We start from the raw sequence: 19,183 nt of genomic DNA, 5'->3' as shown, positions 1-19,183 counted from the left end.
TCTTTAGCAAAATGGAAGAAAAAATATGATACCTAAGAAACTTATGTATTGGCATATTGGGTATATTTATGATATGGATAAACGTGCGTTGTATAAGGGATGCCTGGAACCCGTTTTGCTGCAACTGCTTCACGATCATGGACGTATGTATGGTTATGAAATAACGCAGAAGGTAAAGGAATTAACGCGGGGCGAGCTGGTGATTACAGAAGGTGCCTTATATCCATTGCTGCACCGGTTGGAAGCAGAAGGCATTTTACAGGTAGAAATGGAACCTATAGGCAACCGCATGCGCAAATATTATTCATTGACACAAACAGGTAACCAGCAAAAAGCTGTGGCAGCGGAAGAGCTGCAAACTTTTGTGCAAACACTACAAATGTTGCTGCAACCCAAAACAATATAATTATGCTTACCGAAGAACAGATTAAAAGATTAGAGGTGTATTGCCATAAAAAAGGAATACGCTATTACGATTTGCAAACCGAACTGGTAGATCATATGGCTACCGCCATAGAAACAGAATGCGAGCAACACCCGGAAGAAACCTTTGATGTGGTGGCCAACAGAATTGCTCCTGTATTTGCGGCAGAGTGGCCAAAACTGGTAAAAGAAACCAGACGGCAACTGGTGAAGGAGTATTTACGTTTAACGGTGCAAAGCTTTTTAGAATACTTCACCTGGCCTAAAATATCATTGACTGTATTGCTGATAACGGCGGCCGTATTAGGTGAAAAGTATATGAATATTCATAAGTTCCCGGGGCTTTTAATGCAGATATTGGTATTGGTAGGATACTCGTTCGCCTTTACCAAAAGGGGTAAAGTGGTGAAACAAAATGTAAAGGAATACAAAACGCCATTGTTATGTATGGCCGTATTAGCTAATATACATATACTGATAGGTGGTGTGCCAGTTTGGTATTTAAGCATGAATGTATATTCATGGCTTACACCGGATGATTACTCGCCCTTCCTGTTCTCATTATCCGTTTACCTGGCGCCACTGGCTATTTTAATAATGCTGTCATGGAGAAAGGTGTACACAGATATTCATGATAGGATACGTAAAAACTATAGTGGAGCATTCAGAACTCCTTCAACTGCATCAGTTGTCCATGTCTGATTCTTCGGATACGTTTTTCAAATGTTCCAGGTATTTGCGCAACAGGGAAATGGTCCAGATAACATGGGTTAATAATAAAACGCAAATGCTCATTAAGCCAATGCCTATATTTTTTACAGTTTGGATAGTGATTTTATTCTGTAACTCGGCGGGCATTTGTACTTCTACTGCTTCTTTTAATGGAGTAGGGTGTGTGTAGGCGCTGAATGCACTAAAAAACCAGATGGCAGAAACAATGCTGGTTACAATGGCATTTACCTGTAACCAGTCTTTTTGTTTTTTAGTAAAAACAGTGCGTTGAACAAACGCTTTTATAAAGAACTTATTGGCAAACCACGCATATAACACAATACTCAATAACAGAAAGGCAGGTAGGGCAAGAAGCAGGTTGGAAAATACCGCTGGCAACACCATAAACAGAAGTATCGCCAGAAACATGCTGAACATGTTTACGAGCACAGACACCAGGCGATAAACGATTAAACCTTTCATGATAACACTGATTAAGGGCTGCAAGTTGCATTATTTTTCTGTAATACTATTGCTGAACACTTAATCCGTCGGACACTTCCTGATCGTTCTCCTGTTGGTGGGTGTTTACATTGTTCATGTCTTCGAATACATGCCCATCTTCATATCCTACTGATACAAAAACGCTTAATTGCTGACGGGCTGGCCCTTTGAAAGTACCTTTAACAGGGCTGCAGTCTGAAAAGTGGCGTCCTACAGACAATTTTACGTGGTTATTGGTGACCCATACATTGTTGGTGGGATCTATGCCAGCCCATCCGTATTGTGGTAGCCAGGCTTCAATCCACGCATGGGTTGCGCCTTCGCCACGCATGCCGTTTTTGTTGGGGCAGATATAGCCACTTACATACCGGCAGGGTATGTGTAAGCGGCGTAAAATGGCTAACAGCAGGTGGGCAAAATCCTGACATACGCCAGCCTTGTGTTCCAATACTTCGTCCACTGTGGTTTCGATGGTAGTAATGCCTTTGATGTACTGGAAATGTTTGAAAACATATTCTGCTCCATATTCAACAGCAGCAGCAGCGCTGTGTGTTTTTTCCTGTATTTCCCGGGTAATGGTATCTATTTTATCCTGGGCTTTTACAATATCGGGTGTTGCCAGTTCCAGTAATAATAACTGGCCTGCTGTTTCTTCTTCCAGCTGTTGCCAGGTGCCATGAAAATTAATGCGTAGTTGCGATGGGGCAGTAGTACGTACTATCAACCTGCTTTCTATTACCAGCTTCTGGTGAACGGGTAACACATTAAATGAGCCGAATTTATTACCCCAATAGTCCTGGAAAAGCTGTACTTCTGGTTGACCAGTAATAACCAGATCGTGCTGCAAAGTTTCCTGATCTGGACTTTGATAAGGGTAGATTTTTATTTCATTAGTGCTTTCTTTAACAGGTCGATCGTATTCGTAGCGCGTTATATGATGAATGTTGAATATCGGCATAATACTTTTGCGTTAGGCATAAGAAAAAAAGCACTGTCCCAGTCGCGTGCTGAATTCCAGCAGATCGTTTCTTACGGTATCAAAAAACGTTTTCAGCCGGGCTTCGTTCAGCGAATCTAGGTCAATATATCTTACATAACTGTACAGGCGTCCAAAACTACGTTCCAGCGCTTTGTTTTCAGCCGAAGGATTTTCTTTTACTATATCGCACAAATGTTTATCCAGCCTGCTTAACGAGTATAATACGCTGCGGGTAAAATCCTGGTTTATAAGCACCTGGTGCAGTACATTCTGGTTATTATTAGGGGTACGGTATCGTTTCAGATGCAATTCGTACCCGGCAAGTGACAGCAACAGGTAGCGCCATTGAATAACATCTCGGCTGTTTTTTAGCTGGTAGTCAATTTGCTGATATTGCTTTTCCGAAATTTCAATGGTTTGGAGGCATCTTTCTATGTATTTGCCCAGGTTCATAAAATGCCAGCCCATGCCACGCGCCATGGTGCTGTCGATAACGCCGGTATATAACAGGCTATAACGGGTAAGATTATCAATTACTTCCAGTGCGCCATAGCTATGCAGCCGTTGCGGCAGGGAAGAGTGATTGGCCAGGTGGTACATCTGGTTTACCTGTTCCCATACTTCTTTGGTAATATGATCTTGTATGCCACGTGCATTTTCCCTGGCTTTGGTAAGTAACACCTTTAGCGAGTTGGTATTTTGTGTGTCAATGATCAGCTGACGTAATACGGCATCTGTATCATTTTCCAGCAATTGCATCTGCTGCTGATCGGCAGCAGTAAATACTTCCAGAACAGGTAACCAGCCCTGTTGATCATCCGTGTTTTTATCCAGTGATAAAATATAAAAAGCTTTAATAGAACGTAGCATGCCATCGGCACGTTCCATGTAGCGGTTCATCCAGAATAGAGAATCTGCAATTCTACTCAGCATATATCTAGGGTTAGTGAGTCAATAATTAATCTATAATCCAGGTGTCTTTACTGCCGCCACCTTGTGAGGAGTTTACTACCAGCGATCCTTCACGTAAAGCTACCCGTGTTAATCCGCCGGGTACAATCTGCACACCGTTAGGGCCGCATAGTGCATAAGGTCGTAGGTCCACATGGCGTGGCTGAAATTTGCCATCAATAAAACAAGGCACCGTACTCAGTTTAATAATGGGTTGGGCAATAAAACTTCTGGGATCTGCTTCTATTTCTGCTTTTGCTTTTAACCAGTCGGTTTCACTGACCGTGTTGCCCATAACCATACCATAGCCACCCGATTGATTGGTACGTTTTACTACCATATTTTGAATGTTTTCAAAAACATATTGCCTGGCATCGGCATTACTTAATTCATAGGTAGGAACATTGGGCAGGATAGGGTCTTCGTTAAGATAGTATTTTATCATGTCAGGTACATAGGCGTACACGGCTTTGTCATCCGCAACACCATTACCTACTGCATTTACCAATGCCACATTGCCTTTGCGGTAAGCGCTCATCAGGCCTGGAACTCCCAAAACACTATTGGTTTTAAATACCAGCGGGTCAAGGAACTCATCATCAATCCGGCGGTAAATAACATGCACCTGTTCCAATCCGTTAGTAGTTTTCATATATACTTTATGATTGTCTACCACCAGGTCACGTCCCTCTACCAATGCAATTCCCATTTGCCGGGCAAGGTAGGTATGCTCGTAATAAGCTGAGTTGAAAATACCGGGTGTTAACAATACTACGGTAGGAGAAGATATTTGAGTAGGAGCCAGTGATAACAATATCTGGTGCAGCATTAACGGGTAATTATGTACCAGCCGTACCTTATTAGCCGCCAGCATATCGGGGAAAATGCGTTTGGTCACTTCCCGGTTTTCCAGCATATACGATACGCCGGAAGGAGTACGCAGGTTATCTTCCAGTATATAAAACTTACCATCATCCCCTCTTATCAGGTCAATACCCGAAATATGCACATAAATGTCGTAAGGAACCTTAATGCCAAATACTTCCCTTGTATAGTGAGGGCAGGAAGCTATTAATGCTGCAGGAATAACTTTGTCTTTCAGTATCTGCTGATCGGAATAAATGTCTTTTAAAAACAGGTTAAGCGCTTTTAACCGTTGCTTTATGCCTGCTTCAATGTGCGCCCATTCCGCCCCGGTAATAATACGGGGTATAATATCGAAGGGAAAAATGCGTTCAATACCAGCATTATCGCTATACACCGTAAAAGTGATGCCCTGGTTCATAAACAGTTCGCTGGCCAACAGATCTTTCTGTTGCAGGATGTTTACGTCCAGTTTTTGCAGGGCAGTAACCACTTTATGGTAGTGATCGCGTATTTCACCGGTATGGCACATTTCGTCCCAGGTTCCATTGGCGCAATGATATTGTTGTAGCAAAGCAGATATACTCATAAGCGAAACGATAATAATTTAAATGCTTATGACAAAAAATCGAAGACGAGTACAATATAACAAAAAAGCCGGTAAACAATGTTGTTGTTTACCGGCTGCTGGAAGAAAGTTATACTTATTGCAGGTTTAATTTAATCTGTAGTTCTGCAAATTGTTTTTCGTCAATTTCAGAAGGAGCATCCAGCATTACATCGCGTCCACTGTTGTTTTTAGGGAACGCAATAAAGTCGCGTATGCTTTCGCTGCCACCTAGGATGGAACACAAGCGGTCAAAACCAAAAGCAATGCCACCATGTGGAGGGGCACCGTATTCAAATGCACCCAGTAAGAAACCGAATTTGTGGTTGGCTTCTTCGGTAGACATGCCTAAGGCGGCAAACATTTTCTCCTGTAGTTCGCGCTGGAAAATACGGATAGAGCCACCGCCAATTTCATTGCCATTTAATACCATGTCGTAGGCATTGGCTTTGATGTTGGAATAAGGATGTTCCAGGTATTTTTCCGGGTTGTCAATAACAGGATTGTTATTGATCATAGTGGCAATATCAGAAGGCTTAGGAGAAGTGAATGGGTGGTGACGCGCTACCCAACGGTTTTCCTCTTCTGCATATTCAAACAGCGGGAAGTCCATTACCCATAACAGTTTAAACTCATTCTCTTTGCGCAGACCCAGGCGTTTGCCCATTTCCAGGCGCAGTTCGCTGGTAGCTTTACGGGTTCTTTCTTCGCGGCCAGCCAGTATCAGTACCAGGTCGCCCGCCTTGGCGCCGGCTGCAGTGGCAATGGCTTTTAATTTATCCTCACTGTAAAACTTGTCTACACTGCTTTTGTAGGTGCCATCGGCGTTACATTTAATAAACACCAGGCCCTGCATGCCAATTTGCGGACGTTTTACCCACTCCGTAAGTTCGTCTGTTTGTTTACGGGTGTATTCGCTGCAACCAGGCACCGCGATAGCCAGTACTGTTTCTGCATTATCAAACACGCCAAAACCGGCTCCGTTAATCAATTCACCCGTAGCTTCTATCTGGTTGTTTCTGTTAAAAGCTGATTTCAGGTTCAGTATCTGCATTCCAAAACGGATATCCGGCTTATCGTTACCATACTGCCACATCGCATCTTCCCAGGTCATGCGGCTGATAACTTCGGTATAATCGATATCCTTTACGTCTTTGAATATACGTCGTACCAGGCCTTCAAACATGTTGATGATGTCTTCCTGTTCCACAAAGCTCATTTCACAGTCAATCTGTGTGAACTCAGGTTGACGATCGGCGCGTAAGTCCTCGTCACGGAAACATTTTACAATCTGGTAGTAACGGTCGTAACCGCTTACCATTAATAATTGCTTGAAGGTTTGTGGTGATTGTGGTAATGCATAAAACTGACCAGGGTTCATGCGCGATGGTACCACAAAATCTCTGGCTCCCTCAGGAGTAGACTTGATAAGGAAAGGCGTTTCAATATCCATAAAACTGTTCTCGTGCAGGTAGTTCCTGGCAGAACGGTTTACGGCATAGCGCAGTTCCAGGTTTTTCTTTACCGCATTACGACGCAGATCGAGATAGCGGTATTTCATACGCAGGTCATCGCCACCATCTGTTTCGTCGGTAATGGTGAATGGAGGAACTGCAGATTTATTGAGAATAGTATAGGACTGAACATGTATCTCGATATCGCCTGTAGGAATATTCGGATTTTTATTAGTACGCTCCTGGGCAGTACCTGTTACCTGAATTACATATTCCCTGCCTAACGGATTTTCGTCCAGCAGGTAATTCAGTTCTTCTCCAAGCAAAAGCTGGGTTATACCATAACGATCGCGCAGATCTATAAAAGTAATAGCTCCGAATTTTCTTACGGTTTGCACCCAGCCTGCCAGCGTTACCTGGCTGTTAGCATTTTCAATTCTTAATTCACCACAATTGTGAGTACGATACATATAATCGTTTTATAAATAGTCAGTAAGGGCAGCAAAGATAACAGAATTGCCTAACGCTATTGTGCTAAACTGCCGCTTGCTGCGTGAATTTTGCGTGAAACGGATTGCTAACAGGAGGTAGTAAAAGGTTGGCTATTTCCTGCCAGTTATTTATGCGGGTATGTTTTTCAATGAAAACGTTGTGGGGTGAGGTAAACAACAATTTTTCGCCATTGAAATAATCCAGGTTTTTCAGGTGGTCATCAATCATATAATCACCACTTACCAGCTGTTTACTGCCACAAAGCGTAATTTGTTGCCAGCTGATAAAGGGGAAATGCTCTTCCAGCCATTCATATTTTTCAATAAGTGATTGTGGAAATTCCATAGCTGCAGATACGATATATACCTCGTGAACATTATTTAATGCCTGTATAGTAGTTACGCTGTCTTTAATTAAAGGAGCAGTGCGGAAAAAGCCGGGTGTTAGCAAAATTTGTCTAATGAGTTCCGGTTGCGATACTGCTTCATGTACATGTTTGCCTGCCAGTTGCTCTATATCTACTTTTTCGCCGGTTGCCTGTTGGTAATACTCAATCATATGAGGTACAATGTCTGCCATTACTTCGTCCATGTCGATGATAATTCTTGCCATGTTTTGCTATTTTTGTGCAATTTAATGCGATATGTTGCAAAATGTGCCATAAATAATGTTATTTTGCTGTAAAATGTTGCAGAAATGTTGAAGGAAGAGCGTTTAGACTTTATTTTACAAAAGCTGCGGGAAGAACAAAAAGTGCGTTTGGGTGAATTAAGTACTGCTTTGCATGTTTCGGAAGATACAGTGAGGAGGGATATTGAATTACTGGCAGAAAATGGCTTATTAACAAAGGTTCGGGGAGGTGCTATACCACATTCGCCTACCAGTAAGGCTTTTGCCGATAGAGTACATGTGCTGGAAGAGGATAAAAGACGGATAGCGCAAAAAGCGTTGCAATTAATACAGCCTGGCCAGGCTATTATGCTGGGCGGCGGTACAACCACTTACGCGCTGGCGCGCATGCTGCCACCCGATATGCCGCTGACAGTGGTGACGAATAATGTGCCATTAGCTGCCATATTATGCGAGAATCCTGCGGTGGAAATTATTCTGGCAGGGGGGCGTGTGGACAAGCACTCACAAATAACGATAGGTTCAGAAGCAGCCAGAGCGTTTCAACAGCTGCATGTAGATATTTGTTTTACTGGTGTTTGTAGCTTGCACCATGAAATAGGCGTAAGCACACATAATTATGACGATCTGGATGCCGGCAGGGCGATGTTGCAGTCGGCCAGCAAGGTAGTGGCGGTAACCACTTATGATAAAATAGGTACAGCGGAATTATATAAAATGTGTGATATTTCAACTGTTGATTGTATTATAACGGAAGTAGATAACACCCGGGAATTATTTGAACCTTATGTTAGGCTAGGCATCCAGATATTATAACGGAAAACGATTGTTGCCAGATCAAAAGACGATTAATTAAACAAAAGATGAATTTCCCTTTATCCATGGAAACCAGTAGAGTACACCGCATTGCGGTGAGTATTTTCTTTTTTATTGCCGGGCTGGTGTTTTCCAGCTGGACCTGCCGCATACCGGACATTAAAATGCAGCTGCAGCTAAGTGATGGTGCTTTAGGTAGCGTGTTGTTTGCCTTACCGGTAGGGTTGATGGCAAGTTTGCCTGTTTCCGGCTTTTTGGTTACCAGGTATGGGAGCCGATCTGTATTGATATTAGCTGCTACATTATATCCCATTACCCTTATTTTTCTGGGGTTGGCCGGTCATGTATGGCAGTTGGTTACAGGATTGGTGTTCTTTGGTTTATGGAGTAATATGCTGAATATTTCAGTGAACACACAAGCGGTAAGTGTGGAGGGGTTATATGGCCGCTCTATTATGGCATCGTTTCACGGCTTATGGAGTTTGGCCGGATTTGGAGGTGGATTTATTGGCTTTCTATTAAGCCCTGCTGGTGTGCCGCCTTTTATACATTACCTGTGTATTTGTGGTGTTTGTTTATTACTGGTATTATTTACTCATAAGTATTTAGTAAACCAGGATGTGGGAAGTGGGAGCGGCCAGCCTTTGTTTGCCAAACCGGATAGTGTTATTTTAAAACTGGGCGTGATAGCTTTTAGCGGAATGGTGTGTGAAGGAACTATGTTTGATTGGAGCGGGGTATATTTTCAGAAGATAGTACTGGTGCCTAAGCAATACGTGATTTTTGGATTTGTGGCTTTTATGAGTACTATGGCAGGCGGACGTTTTACGGCTGACTGGATGGTTACCCGCATTGGTGTAACCAAGGTGTTACAGATAAGTGGCATTTGCATTGCCAGCGGTTTATTACTGGCAGTGGCGCTGCCCTATTTTGTAACAGCTACCATTGGGTTTTTATTGGTGGGTATAGGAGTTTCTTCTGTTGTACCTTTGGTATATGGATTGGCCGGAAAATCGAAAACCATGTCTCCCGGCGTGGCGCTGGCAGCAGTTTCCACTATCGGGTTTGTTGGTTTTTTAATTGGGCCACCTATTATAGGTTTTGTAGCGGAAGCTGCCAGTTTAAAATCGTCGTTTACGCTGGTGGCCATGTTTGGAATTGCTACTGCATTGCTTGCCTCACAAACCAGAACAAAGTAAAAGAGAGGCGTATATTATGTTATCGTTGATTACCGGTAAAAACATGGCAGCAGCCAGGCGCATTCGTATTGCGGTTGCTATATTCTTCTTTATATCGGGCTTTACATTTTCCAGTTGGGCATCCCGTATTCCCACTTTACAGGAAAAACTGCATTTGAATGATGCGCAACTAGGTACAGTATTGTTTGCGCTGCCCATGGGGCTGATTCTTACCCTGCCTTTTACCAGCATGTTGCTGGGGCGTGTGAGCAGCCGGTACGTAATGCTGGCAGGTGCTTTATTATATGCAGTGTTGTTACCGGCGCTGGGCCTGGTAAATGAAGTATGGCAATTGCTGGCGTTGTTGTTTTTATTTGGTAGTTCACGCAATTTTTTAAACATAGCTATTAATGCACAATCTGTAGGTGTACAGGCCATGTACTCCCGTTCTATTATCACTACATTTCATGGCATATGGAGTGTGGCTGGTTTTGCCGGCGCAGCATTAGGCTCGTTGATGATTTCATTAAAAATATCTCCGTTTTTTCATTTTACCCTGGTGGGCGTATTGTCGCTTGTTATGACCATGATGGCATATGGTGATGCTTTGCAGGAAGATAATAATGCCAGTAAAAAGAAAACCTTGCTGGCTTTGCCGGATAAACCATTAATGAAGCTGGGGCTAATTGCCTTTGGCAGTATGGTATGCGAAGGAACTATGTATGATTGGAGCGGGATCTATTTTCAAAAAGAGATTCATGTTTCGGACGAGTACATTGGGATGGGCTATGCTGCTTATATGTGTACCATGGCAACGGGACGTTTTGTGGGCGATAGAATGGTGAATAAATACGGGGTGAAACGTATGTTGCAGGTGTGTGGTTGTTTAATTGCAGCAGGCTTGTTATTGTCGGTTGTGCTGCCATTGGTGTCCACCGGGTTAGCTGGTTTTATGCTCACGGGCTTTGGGGTTTCGTGTGTAGTGCCGTTGGTGTTTAGTGTAACAGGGAAAAATACTAAAATGGCAGCTGGCCCTGCTATTGCTGCTGTTTCTGTTATTGGCTACCTGGGCTTTTTATTAGGTCCACCCTTAATTGGTTATATCTCCCAGGCGGTAAACCTGCGTTTGGCTTTTGCACTTGTAGCAATATTAGGTTTTAGTATTACCTTGCTGGCCGGTAAAATCGCCGATAATAACGGCTAATTGGCCCTGTTCGTCGTTAAATAATTTTAAAAAGACTTTTAACTCCTGACCCTAAGCTATGCGCTGGCTGCAAACTTGCATTGCTAAGTACATACCTTAAAAATTCAACTATGAAATCAATTCTACGCTTAAGCCTGCTTGTTGCCTTTGTTTGCTTTTTCTCCAGTTGTCGTAAACATGTAGATACAGGTTATGCCCAGTTAACCGGTAAATGGTTTTTATCTAATGCTTCGCAAGGGGATGGCTACAGGTGGAATACCTTTTATACAGGTTTTGAACCAGGGGTGTTTAATTTTTACAGTGACGGTACCGCAACTTATTCCGATGCACAGTCTTTTCTGGAAGGTTACTGGACGGTAACAACAGTAACTAGTGGTTACTACGATCAGTTTGGGCATTATATCAATGACGTACACCAGGAAATGCAACTGAATATACAGGATTATTATACAGGTGAGCAGCTAAACCTGTACTTTAACCAGGTAGATTATCAGGGATCCATATTCTACGGCAATTATTACGATGGCAATTATGCAACGCGTTATAACTTTATACGGTATTAAATAATACCGTATAAAGAATTACATCGTTTCTATTGCTTCTTTATTGCGTGGTTTCCAGTACAGATAGTAATAACCTAATATGAGAATGCCTATACAAAAAGGTACCATTGCAAGATGCTTATAAGTTATGGTGCCTATCACTATCTTTTCATCAAAATGTAAAAACTCGCTCAACATCCAGTAGCTGTTAGCGGTAATCCAGATAGTAATAGCCAGGTTGTGACATAGCTCGGACATGAACTGCCGTGTATTCCAGGCAATGACTATAGAAATAACCAGTGTAGGTATAATCATAATAATGCCTAACGGCTTCCAGATCATACACCAGCTAACATCTTTAAACAGCCAGAAAACAATATGCAGATTTTCCATTTTGCGATAAGCAAGCGGAATGCGGTACTCGGTTTCTGTAGAAGGATTACTCATGTAGTAGTTCAGTTGATTTAATAACAGCCCGGTAATTTTCACGACAAAGATAATAGGGATCCAAATCTTTTTACGTCGGCAGCTGGTGTTGTGGGCGTGTTTTGCGTTAAATGCTGCGCCAGCTGGTGAGCAAAGTAAGGGGCCAGCGAGCAGCCTTTGGTGCCCATGCCATTGAAAATGCCGGCAGCCGGTTGTTGAGGATGAAAGCCCACAAAAGGCCTGCGTTCAACAGTTGCAGGGCGTATAGAAGCAATGTGGTCAACAATAGTATAAGGGCACTTTACCAGGGATGCCAGTTCGGCTGACTTCTTTTTGAGAAAAATTTCTGTAGGAAGAGCGTCTTCAAAGCGATTATCGTAAGTGCTGCCTACCCACCATAAACCGTCGTACCAGGGAACCAGGGTGGTGATGCCGAATTTGTAAATCTGGTTAGGAGGTAAATCCGGAATGTCTGCAATTAAAGCTTCTCCCTTGTTCAGGCTGTAAGGCAGTTTTTGCCACAATGGATGCTGGAATGTATTGGTGCCATTACAAAAGATGATTTTCTCTGCCTGGATATCTTTATAAATAACCCGATCGTGATGTAATTGCAGAAGTGTTGCGTCAAAGCTTTCTTCTAATAGAGAGTTTTGTGTTAGCAGCTGGTGGCGCCAGCCTTTTAGCAAGGTATGTAAGTCGATATGATAAGCCGGTTGAATGTGTACAGCGCCATGAAAGAAATGAAAAAGAGGGATGTATTCCTGTACTGTTGTTGCTGCAACGGGGTGAATAAATGCCGGGGTGTCGTTCATTTTGCCATCATAAGCCTCGCGCATTTGCTGGGAAGGCGGAAATGCCAGTATGCCGCAGTTTTGAATAATATTACTGCCAATAGTATTGCCTATATGGGTATAAGCCTGCCAGGTAAACGACATCAGTTCTTCTGCCATCCAGGTAGTACTAACCTGTCTGCCGGTAACGGGGTTAATAACACCACTGGCTACTTTGGTAGAAGAGAACGGTTGAGATTCATCTATTACCAGTATTTTTTTTCCTGCCTGGTGGAGTTCATGACTTAAAAAAGTGCCACATATGCCCTGGCCAATAATCAGGTAGTCTACTTGCATAGCGCAAAGATAAAATTTAGCAGTGGAGTAAATGTGCCGGATAAAAAAAGCCGGAAGTATATCTGCTTCCGGCTTTTAGGCTTTATGGTAATGAAATCTATGGTACTATTAATTGTATACCCTCGCTGTGGCTGCTGAATTCGGGGGCATACATACATTGCGCAGTTGCTATGCCAGAGGTAAATGTGCCGCTATTGGTAATATATACCGGGTAGTTAAACACATAAGTGCCTTTTTGCAAATGATCGATAAAGAAGTTGGTGCTGGCATCTTTGGTGGCTTCGTAATACCCAAGCCCATCCTGCCATTTATAACTACTAAGCACATTTACAGGTTCCATTGTTGCGGCACGCATATCTTTTATATGTACATAATCCATGTTACGGTCGCTTTTTAAAACAATTTGTATTACCACTTTGTCACCTGCTTTTAACCGGCTATTGGTAGTAATGGCCTCCAGAACTGCACCTTTGTCTGTTTGTTTTTCTATAAACCATTTTTTAGCAACAGACAGAGGATTGCCTGTGGAAGTGGTGATTTTGTCCATGTTTTCAAAATACTGCCAGTAAACGGCTCCATAGCTAACATCGGATTGGTTAGTTGGATTGATCGTTGAATGGGTTGTAATTGTAATGCGCCCGGTGGCCGGAGTTACCTGGCTGCCATCGATCCTTTCCTTGAAATAACCACTTCCTGCTTGTTGTGTTTCTGTATTTGATTGCAGAACGGTGTTACCTAATTGTATAGTAACCTGTTTAACTGTTTGCAACAGATCAGGTTTTAATAATAAAGCATAGCAGGCATCAGCAGTGGCAATGGTGCTGCCCCAGTTGCTGGTTTGCTTATTCAGAATAAGCCAGTTGCGCATTTCTTTATAAGCATTGGCGGTGATGGCAGTGGCATATTGATTACTGAGTTCAGCCGTAAGTGTCATAATACTTGCCTGGTGCTCAATAGCGGCAGGATGCCAGAAACAGGTAGTGCGGTCTTTCCAGTACATGCCTTTGCTGCTGTCTTCGACTGCATTTTCCAGGATAGAAGGTAGTATGCTGCCGGTGGCCAGCTTTTGCTGGTTATTACGGTAGAGCACTACGCCTAATAGTGCTTTGTTATAATTATTTTGTTTGTTCCAATGTTTAGCAGCTTGCTGTAGCAGAAATTGCCAGGCAGCTTTATTACTAAAGGCTACATCTTTGAAATAACTGCGAGCAAAAAGATACTGTATGCCATCATTGGACAGGTGACTGAAGGCTACGTTTTTGGTAGTGATTTTCCATGACAGGAAATCTTTATACATCCTGTTATCGAGGTACTGTATCGCTTTTTCACCAATACTTTGCAGCGTTTTGGCGGCATTGGCAGGTACTGCTTTTAATTGAATGAGTTTGCCAATACCTGTTGCAATGTAATTGGTAATATATCTATCAGTATAACCGCCCTTGAACCAGCTGAAGCTACCATCAGTAAACTGCATTTCCTGTAATTGTTGCAAGGCTGCATCTGACTTACTGGCCATAGTAACCACGTCAAACAACAGGGCAATGTTTTTCTTTTGCTGTGCTTCGTTGGCTGCGTTTAATACCCACGGTGTTTCCTCTAACAGAATTTGCTTTAACTCCTCATTCTTCTGCAGATTACTTTGCAGCGCCGTAGAGTCTTTCTTCCACAACTCAAAAGCTGTTTTAATTTGTGGGTGCTTATTTACAATAAAGGCAGCAAGTGCATTGGCATAAAAACGGTTGAATGTTTGCTCTGCACATTCATAAGGATATTCCACCAGATATGGTAACGCCTGTATAGCCTGCCAAACCGGGTTGGTGGTATACTCAACAGTTACTGATTCTGTTGTTAATGTATTGCTGCTGTTGTTAGCCAGTTTAGATAAAGTGAATTGACGTGTAGTATTGCCTTTCAATAATAAAGGCAAGGTTTCTGTCACCAGCATGCGGTTGGGTAAAACAGGGATCACATTCTCTTCGCCATCACTGAAATTGCCCGCTTGCGCAACAATACGATAAGTAACAGGGTGCATAAAGTTGGTGGGGACAATAACAGGGAAAAAGACTGTTTGGCTGGCACCTTGTTGAATACTGAACGACTGTTTTGTTTTTGTGTGTTGGAATAACTCATTAACTGGTTGGTTAGTGACAGCATCTATTAACTCCAGTTGTACCTGTCCGTTTGCAGCAGTGCTATCCAGATTACTGATAGTGGCTGTAAGAGATATAGCATCGCCTTGCCTTACAAAACGTGGAGCGTTCACTTGCGCCATCAGCACTTTTTGGCTGATCACCGTGGTACTTGTAAGGCCGAGTGCAAGTTGTTTTGTATGTGCCAGGCTTAACCATTTCCAGGTGGTAAGCGACTCAGGCATGGTAAAGCTAAAGGTATAGGTGCCCGATGTGTCGGCATATAGCTGTGGAAAGAAGAAGGCGGTTTCATTAAAGTTCTTTCTTACCTGTACGGTTTTTTCTGCTGAATTAGTGATTTGAGAAACAGCACCTGTTACATCCTGTTTGATTTCTGCTTCCTCTTTTACTATAGAAGGGGGAATCGCTTTTGCAAGCTCTACTTTCCCAGCAGCGCTTGGAGCAGCAAGGCTAAAATTAGCTGATGCCATTAGCCTGTCCTTTCTTTGTAAGTTTCCATTGCCATTATAAGAATAGTCAAATGTATATGATCTGTCAGGCAGGTTGTCAGGCGAAAGAAGGTAGTCTTTTGTGATGCTGGTATAGCTGAACTCCTTTTCCGGCAAGTATATGTTTTGCGAATTGCCTGCGTTAAAGTTTTTATAGCCACTATTCCAGTAATAATTGTAAAAAGGAATAGGCGTGTCAGGTAATTGCCAATAGTGCTGGCTGAATTGATCAAGAGAGGCATCATACATAGCGGTTAGAAGCTCTGCGGGTACTTTCTCATTCTGCTCTCCACGCACTTGTACACTCCATGTTTCACGACTGCCAGGCAATATCTTGTTTCTATATGTTTGATAGTTTATTTGTAGTCTTTTTCCTCTCTTTTGAATAATAGTATTAAAGGTGCCTACGTATAAACGGTTGTTGCATATAAAGGCATAGCTTATGCCTATTGCGCCTTCCGCTGCTTGTGTAATAGGTTTTAGCACTTGCTTCTTCTCATGATTTACCTGGTAGGTAGTATAAGTACTGTCAGGTATGCCATTGTAAGCGGCATGCTGAATTACAAAAACGTTGGTAGCACCGCTGCCGGTATACAGGCGTGCGGTATCACCCTTATAAAGAATGTCTAATGGAGTATAATTCCAGTTATATTCATTGGCTGGTAGTTGATCATTTTGCAGATCTACTACCTCTATCCAAGCCAGATCTTTTAGGGTGTCGCCATTAATATCCAGCGCTTGCGCTTCAATCACATACCAGCCCTGTGCAAGTGATTTTGGTAACGCAAAGCCTTTTAGGTTGGATGCTGATTGTTGCCAGGTGCCTGAAACAACAGCGGCTTTCCTGATCCAGGTATGGTAATCTGTTTCTCTGCCATATTCATCGTGTGGGAACGCGGCTACGTATTCCTCATAATTCATTACAAACTGATCTGCGGCTTCCCAGTATCTTTTTCGGATAAGCCTTTCCGGAGTTTGTAAGGGATACACTTTTATTTGAACCGGGGCGGGTACAGGTTGTCCACTCAGGTTTTGTAATGTAACGGCAACATGTGTAAATGCTTTGGTTGTGCTGTTTGTGGGCACTGCCAGATTAACCTGTAATGATTGGTAACCTACCGGTATGGTAGTGTTGTTTTCCCTGGTTTCACCACTGTTGTCAGTAATGGCTACTTCTGTGGTAAATTGAAACACTGGCAGTGTGGAGGGGGCTATCGAAGAATCCGGCGTAGCCCGGAAGGTAAATCGGAATGAGCCATCTGCCTTGGTGGTGGTGGTGCCGTAAGCAACAGTTTCGTTGGCACTCTCAGGCATGCTTGTTCTATAAAACAACCATGGATAATTGAACTGTGCGTTTCGGTTGATGGTAACAGCCACCTTTGCTCCACCAACCTGAGTGCCTGCATAGGTTTTGGCATATCCGGAAATAGTAATGGAATCGTTTAACCGGTAGGCGCTTTTTAAAGTGTCAAATTCAATATAAAACTTAGGGCGCTTGTATTCTTCTACCTGGAATGAAACCGAACCATTCAGGTTGGAGTTACGAATGCGGCTTCCTGCTGTAATAGTGAAATCGCCGGTTTTTTCATTTTGCGGTAACACAAAACTACCCGCAAATGAACCGTATTCATTCACTGTGAATTGCAAGGAGTCGGTGGCGATAGAATTAGCATTTAGTAAAGTAACCCGAATACTGTCTTTTCCCTGGTAAATGCTTTTGCGAACAGGCGTGCCGGAGTTGTTGGTGGCAATGCCTTTAAAGTGAACGGTTTGACCAGGACGATAAATGCCACGGTCAGTGAAAAATAATACTTCAACATTGGTTTTGTTGGCTGGGGTGGCATTATACCTGCGGGAATAATAGTTTTCGTTTTCAAAAGATAATGTGTCGTGGGCGGTATATACAATAACACGTGTCTGGTCGCTTAGCTCTTTTTGAATGCTAAACATGCCGTTTTTATCAGTGATAAAGGTAGTTGTTTGGCGGGCCGGAACGTTTTTGCGAAGGCTGGTAGTAATAAGGTGCACCATGGTATTACTGAATGGAAGCCCCGTTTCGCGGTCCAGTACAAAATAATTGTTTCTGTGTGTGGTGAAACTAATAGCAGAAACATCAAAGTTTTGTACAGCAATTCTATCAACTTTGTTGTTAAAGGTACTGCCGTTGCTGGTGATAAGCATGTATCGCCCTGGTGGCAGTGCTGCTATTTTAATTTCCGTAGCGTGTGTTTGATAGTCGTTTGTTACAGGCAGGGGTTGTATAAACTGTTGGTAAGGAGCGCGGGAAATTAATCGTTGCCACGAATCTTCATCATTAATGTGAATGTCATCTAATGAATCGTTTAATGCACTAAAACGGATAATCCTTCCATAAAGAACCGGTATGTTGGAATACTGTACATATAAACGAAAAGGTAGTTGCGGGGAATTGATGTTTTCTACCTCTGTATTTAACTGGGGAACGGTAATGCTTTCCAGTAGCTGTTGCATGTTAAACCTGCCTTCACTTTGAGGATAGTTTTTGGCTAATTGCTGATCTATAATGGTTTTGGCCTTGATTTTTGTATACCGGTTGGTCGTGTCTTTTTGTGGATCATAGTCGGAAGCCAGTTTGTTATAGCGGGCTGCTATAAGGTAGTATGCCTGTGCTGCTTCGGGGTTATCGGAATAGTGTTGGGCAATATTATACAAGGCTTGTAAATACAGACTGTCGTTGTGCTTGATATCGTTTGAGTTTTTGGCCCATTGAATCCTGGCAATATCCAGGTGAATAAAAGCATCCGGGCGTGTGTCTTGTTGATGAAAGCCCAGTAGCTGCTGATACAATTGAATGGTTTTCCATTGATAAGAATTGCTGTCAATGGCAGGAAAAGATGTTTGAATAAAAGTAGCAGCAGGTGTCAGTAAAGATGGGGTGTTTAAAGGGGAGGAGGTTATATAGTGATTGAAATATGCTGTTTTATAGTGTTCCAGGGCAATGTTACCCAGGAAATCGTACAGGGTAGGGCATAAATAGCGGCCGGTACCTGGTATAATAACAGCATTAAAACGTGTTAAGTCTGTTTTTTGCAAAACAGCAACCGGAGCCAACGCCACCTGGTATAAGCTATCAATAGTTTGCTTAAAACGTTCTACCGTCCAGCTGTTTACATCAGTAGAAGTATCCCCAATGGTTTCTGTACGGTTGCGGAATTTCCAGGAGTTACGGGAGTATATATTGTAATAAGCCCTGGCCAGCATTACCTGTAATATGCTTTTCTGTGCAACACTGGTGGCTTTGTTGATTGCCTGTTGTAGATAAAGTAGTTGGGTATTGGTGTCTTCTTCTTTCACCTGATTATTGATATATTGAGTGTATATCAATGTTTTTAATACCTGGGGTTCGTTTTTTTGAGCTGTAGCTTTCTGGTATAACGCGTTTACCCGGATTAACGCCGATTTTGGTAAAGAGCTTTTCCATAACAGGCTATCTATCTCTTTCCATTGGGTAGGAAAACTGTCGGGTAGGTTTTGTGCTGAGGCGCTGTAAAAGATCGATAAAAGCGCCGTGAAACCGGACAGAATGTAGTTTTTCATTTGAATACTTTTGCGTGTGCCAAAGTACAATAAAAAAGGCGCCCCGGTAATGCCAGGGCGC

General features: G+C 42.8%; 15 protein-coding genes. 6 read left to right on the top strand and 9 right to left on the bottom strand.

What is annotated here, in order from left to right; translation table 11 throughout:
- Positions 1-43: 43 nt before the first annotated feature.
- Positions 44-406: a PadR family transcriptional regulator gene (locus tag FLA_RS23265; RefSeq protein WP_197705820.1), complete on the top strand. Its 363-nt coding sequence runs from the start codon at positions 44-46 to the stop codon at positions 404-406.
- Between the two features lie 2 nt (positions 407-408).
- Entirely contained in the window at positions 409-1,125 is a 717-nt protein-coding gene (locus FLA_RS23260; RefSeq protein ID WP_076374857.1) for a hypothetical protein, read from the top strand.
- Here the strand turns inward: FLA_RS23260 and FLA_RS23255 are convergent.
- The 6 genes from FLA_RS23255 to FLA_RS23230 form a co-directional block, all read right to left on the bottom strand.
- Entirely contained in the window at positions 1,108-1,617 is a 510-nt protein-coding gene (locus tag FLA_RS23255; protein WP_076374855.1) for a hypothetical protein, read from the bottom strand. The genes FLA_RS23260 and FLA_RS23255 overlap by 18 nt on opposite strands.
- A gap of 46 nt (positions 1,618-1,663) precedes the next feature.
- Positions 1,664-2,596, bottom strand: a complete 933-nt coding sequence (locus FLA_RS23250) for a transglutaminase family protein (protein ID WP_076374853.1) — start codon at positions 2,594-2,596, stop codon at positions 1,664-1,666.
- Between the two features lie 12 nt (positions 2,597-2,608).
- Positions 2,609-3,550, bottom strand: coding sequence for an alpha-E domain-containing protein (locus FLA_RS23245; RefSeq protein WP_076374851.1), 942 nt, complete (start codon positions 3,548-3,550; stop codon positions 2,609-2,611).
- Between the two features lie 25 nt (positions 3,551-3,575).
- Positions 3,576-5,021, bottom strand: coding sequence for a circularly permuted type 2 ATP-grasp protein (locus tag FLA_RS23240; protein WP_076374849.1), 1,446 nt, complete (start codon positions 5,019-5,021; stop codon positions 3,576-3,578).
- A gap of 115 nt (positions 5,022-5,136) precedes the next feature.
- Positions 5,137-6,963, bottom strand: a complete 1,827-nt coding sequence (gene aspS / locus FLA_RS23235; protein ID WP_076374847.1) for an aspartate--tRNA ligase — start codon at positions 6,961-6,963, stop codon at positions 5,137-5,139.
- Between the two features lie 64 nt (positions 6,964-7,027).
- Positions 7,028-7,597 carry a 5' nucleotidase, NT5C type gene (locus FLA_RS23230; RefSeq protein ID WP_076374845.1) on the bottom strand — a complete coding sequence of 190 codons (570 nt, stop codon included), beginning with the start codon at positions 7,595-7,597 and terminating at the stop codon, positions 7,028-7,030.
- Between the two features lie 84 nt (positions 7,598-7,681).
- Here FLA_RS23230 and FLA_RS23225 point away from each other — a divergent pair, with 84 nt between their 5' ends.
- The 4 genes from FLA_RS23225 (at position 7,682) to FLA_RS23210 (ending at position 11,376) form a co-directional block, all read left to right on the top strand.
- Positions 7,682-8,431, top strand: coding sequence for a DeoR/GlpR family DNA-binding transcription regulator (locus FLA_RS23225; protein ID WP_076374843.1), 750 nt, complete (start codon positions 7,682-7,684; stop codon positions 8,429-8,431).
- A 65-nt stretch (positions 8,432-8,496) separates the two neighbouring features.
- A complete protein-coding gene (locus FLA_RS23220) occupies positions 8,497-9,630 on the top strand; it encodes an MFS transporter (RefSeq protein WP_231940318.1) in 1,134 nt (377 codons plus the stop codon).
- A gap of 16 nt (positions 9,631-9,646) precedes the next feature.
- Entirely contained in the window at positions 9,647-10,813 is a 1,167-nt protein-coding gene (locus tag FLA_RS23215; protein WP_076374839.1) for an MFS transporter, read from the top strand.
- 110 nt (positions 10,814-10,923) lie between these two features.
- On the top strand, positions 10,924-11,376 hold the full coding sequence (locus FLA_RS23210; RefSeq protein ID WP_076374837.1) for a hypothetical protein: 453 nt from the start codon (positions 10,924-10,926) through the stop codon (positions 11,374-11,376).
- A gap of 18 nt (positions 11,377-11,394) precedes the next feature.
- Here the strand turns inward: FLA_RS23210 and FLA_RS23205 are convergent, their stop codons facing one another.
- From FLA_RS23205 to FLA_RS23195, 3 genes are all read right to left on the bottom strand, one after another.
- Positions 11,395-11,802 (bottom strand): hypothetical protein, encoded by a 408-nt coding sequence (locus FLA_RS23205; RefSeq protein ID WP_231940317.1) that lies wholly within the window; start codon positions 11,800-11,802, stop codon positions 11,395-11,397.
- A 38-nt stretch (positions 11,803-11,840) separates the two neighbouring features.
- On the bottom strand, positions 11,841-12,908 hold the full coding sequence (locus tag FLA_RS23200) for an NAD(P)/FAD-dependent oxidoreductase (protein WP_076374835.1): 1,068 nt from the start codon (positions 12,906-12,908) through the stop codon (positions 11,841-11,843).
- A 97-nt stretch (positions 12,909-13,005) separates the two neighbouring features.
- Positions 13,006-19,122: an alpha-2-macroglobulin family protein gene (locus FLA_RS23195; RefSeq protein WP_096511257.1), complete on the bottom strand. Its 6,117-nt coding sequence runs from the start codon at positions 19,120-19,122 to the stop codon at positions 13,006-13,008.
- Positions 19,123-19,183 lie beyond the last annotated feature (61 nt).

The organism is Filimonas lacunae (assembly GCF_002355595.1).
GTDB classification, from domain to species: domain Bacteria; phylum Bacteroidota; class Bacteroidia; order Chitinophagales; family Chitinophagaceae; genus Filimonas; species Filimonas lacunae.
Note: the sequence above shows the minus strand (reverse complement) of the source record. Positions and strands in the feature narration are given on the sequence as shown.

Excerpts from the sequence above, each read along its gene's own strand:
- FLA_RS23260 (WP_076374857.1), top strand. The coding sequence starts at position 409 with ATGCTTACCGAAGAACAGATTAAAAGATTAGAGGTGTATTGCCATAAA.
- FLA_RS23225 (WP_076374843.1), top strand. The coding sequence starts at position 7,682 with ATGTTGAAGGAAGAGCGTTTAGACTTTATTTTACAAAAGCTGCGGGAA.
- FLA_RS23220 (WP_231940318.1), top strand. The coding sequence starts at position 8,497 with ATGGAAACCAGTAGAGTACACCGCATTGCGGTGAGTATTTTCTTTTTT.
- FLA_RS23215 (WP_076374839.1), top strand. The coding sequence starts at position 9,647 with ATGTTATCGTTGATTACCGGTAAAAACATGGCAGCAGCCAGGCGCATT.
- FLA_RS23245 (WP_076374851.1), bottom strand. The coding sequence starts at position 3,550 with ATGCTGAGTAGAATTGCAGATTCTCTATTCTGGATGAACCGCTACATG.
- FLA_RS23250 (WP_076374853.1), bottom strand. The coding sequence starts at position 2,596 with ATGCCGATATTCAACATTCATCATATAACGCGCTACGAATACGATCGA.
- FLA_RS23210 (WP_076374837.1), top strand. The coding sequence starts at position 10,924 with ATGAAATCAATTCTACGCTTAAGCCTGCTTGTTGCCTTTGTTTGCTTT.
- FLA_RS23205 (WP_231940317.1), bottom strand. The coding sequence starts at position 11,802 with ATGAGTAATCCTTCTACAGAAACCGAGTACCGCATTCCGCTTGCTTAT.
- FLA_RS23230 (WP_076374845.1), bottom strand. The coding sequence starts at position 7,597 with ATGGCAAGAATTATCATCGACATGGACGAAGTAATGGCAGACATTGTA.
- FLA_RS23255 (WP_076374855.1), bottom strand. The coding sequence starts at position 1,617 with ATGAAAGGTTTAATCGTTTATCGCCTGGTGTCTGTGCTCGTAAACATG.
- aspS (WP_076374847.1), bottom strand. The coding sequence starts at position 6,963 with ATGTATCGTACTCACAATTGTGGTGAATTAAGAATTGAAAATGCTAAC.
- FLA_RS23240 (WP_076374849.1), bottom strand. The coding sequence starts at position 5,021 with ATGAGTATATCTGCTTTGCTACAACAATATCATTGCGCCAATGGAACC.
- FLA_RS23265 (WP_197705820.1), top strand. The coding sequence starts at position 44 with ATGTATTGGCATATTGGGTATATTTATGATATGGATAAACGTGCGTTG.
- FLA_RS23200 (WP_076374835.1), bottom strand. The coding sequence starts at position 12,908 with ATGCAAGTAGACTACCTGATTATTGGCCAGGGCATATGTGGCACTTTT.
- FLA_RS23195 (WP_096511257.1), bottom strand. The coding sequence starts at position 19,122 with ATGAAAAACTACATTCTGTCCGGTTTCACGGCGCTTTTATCGATCTTT.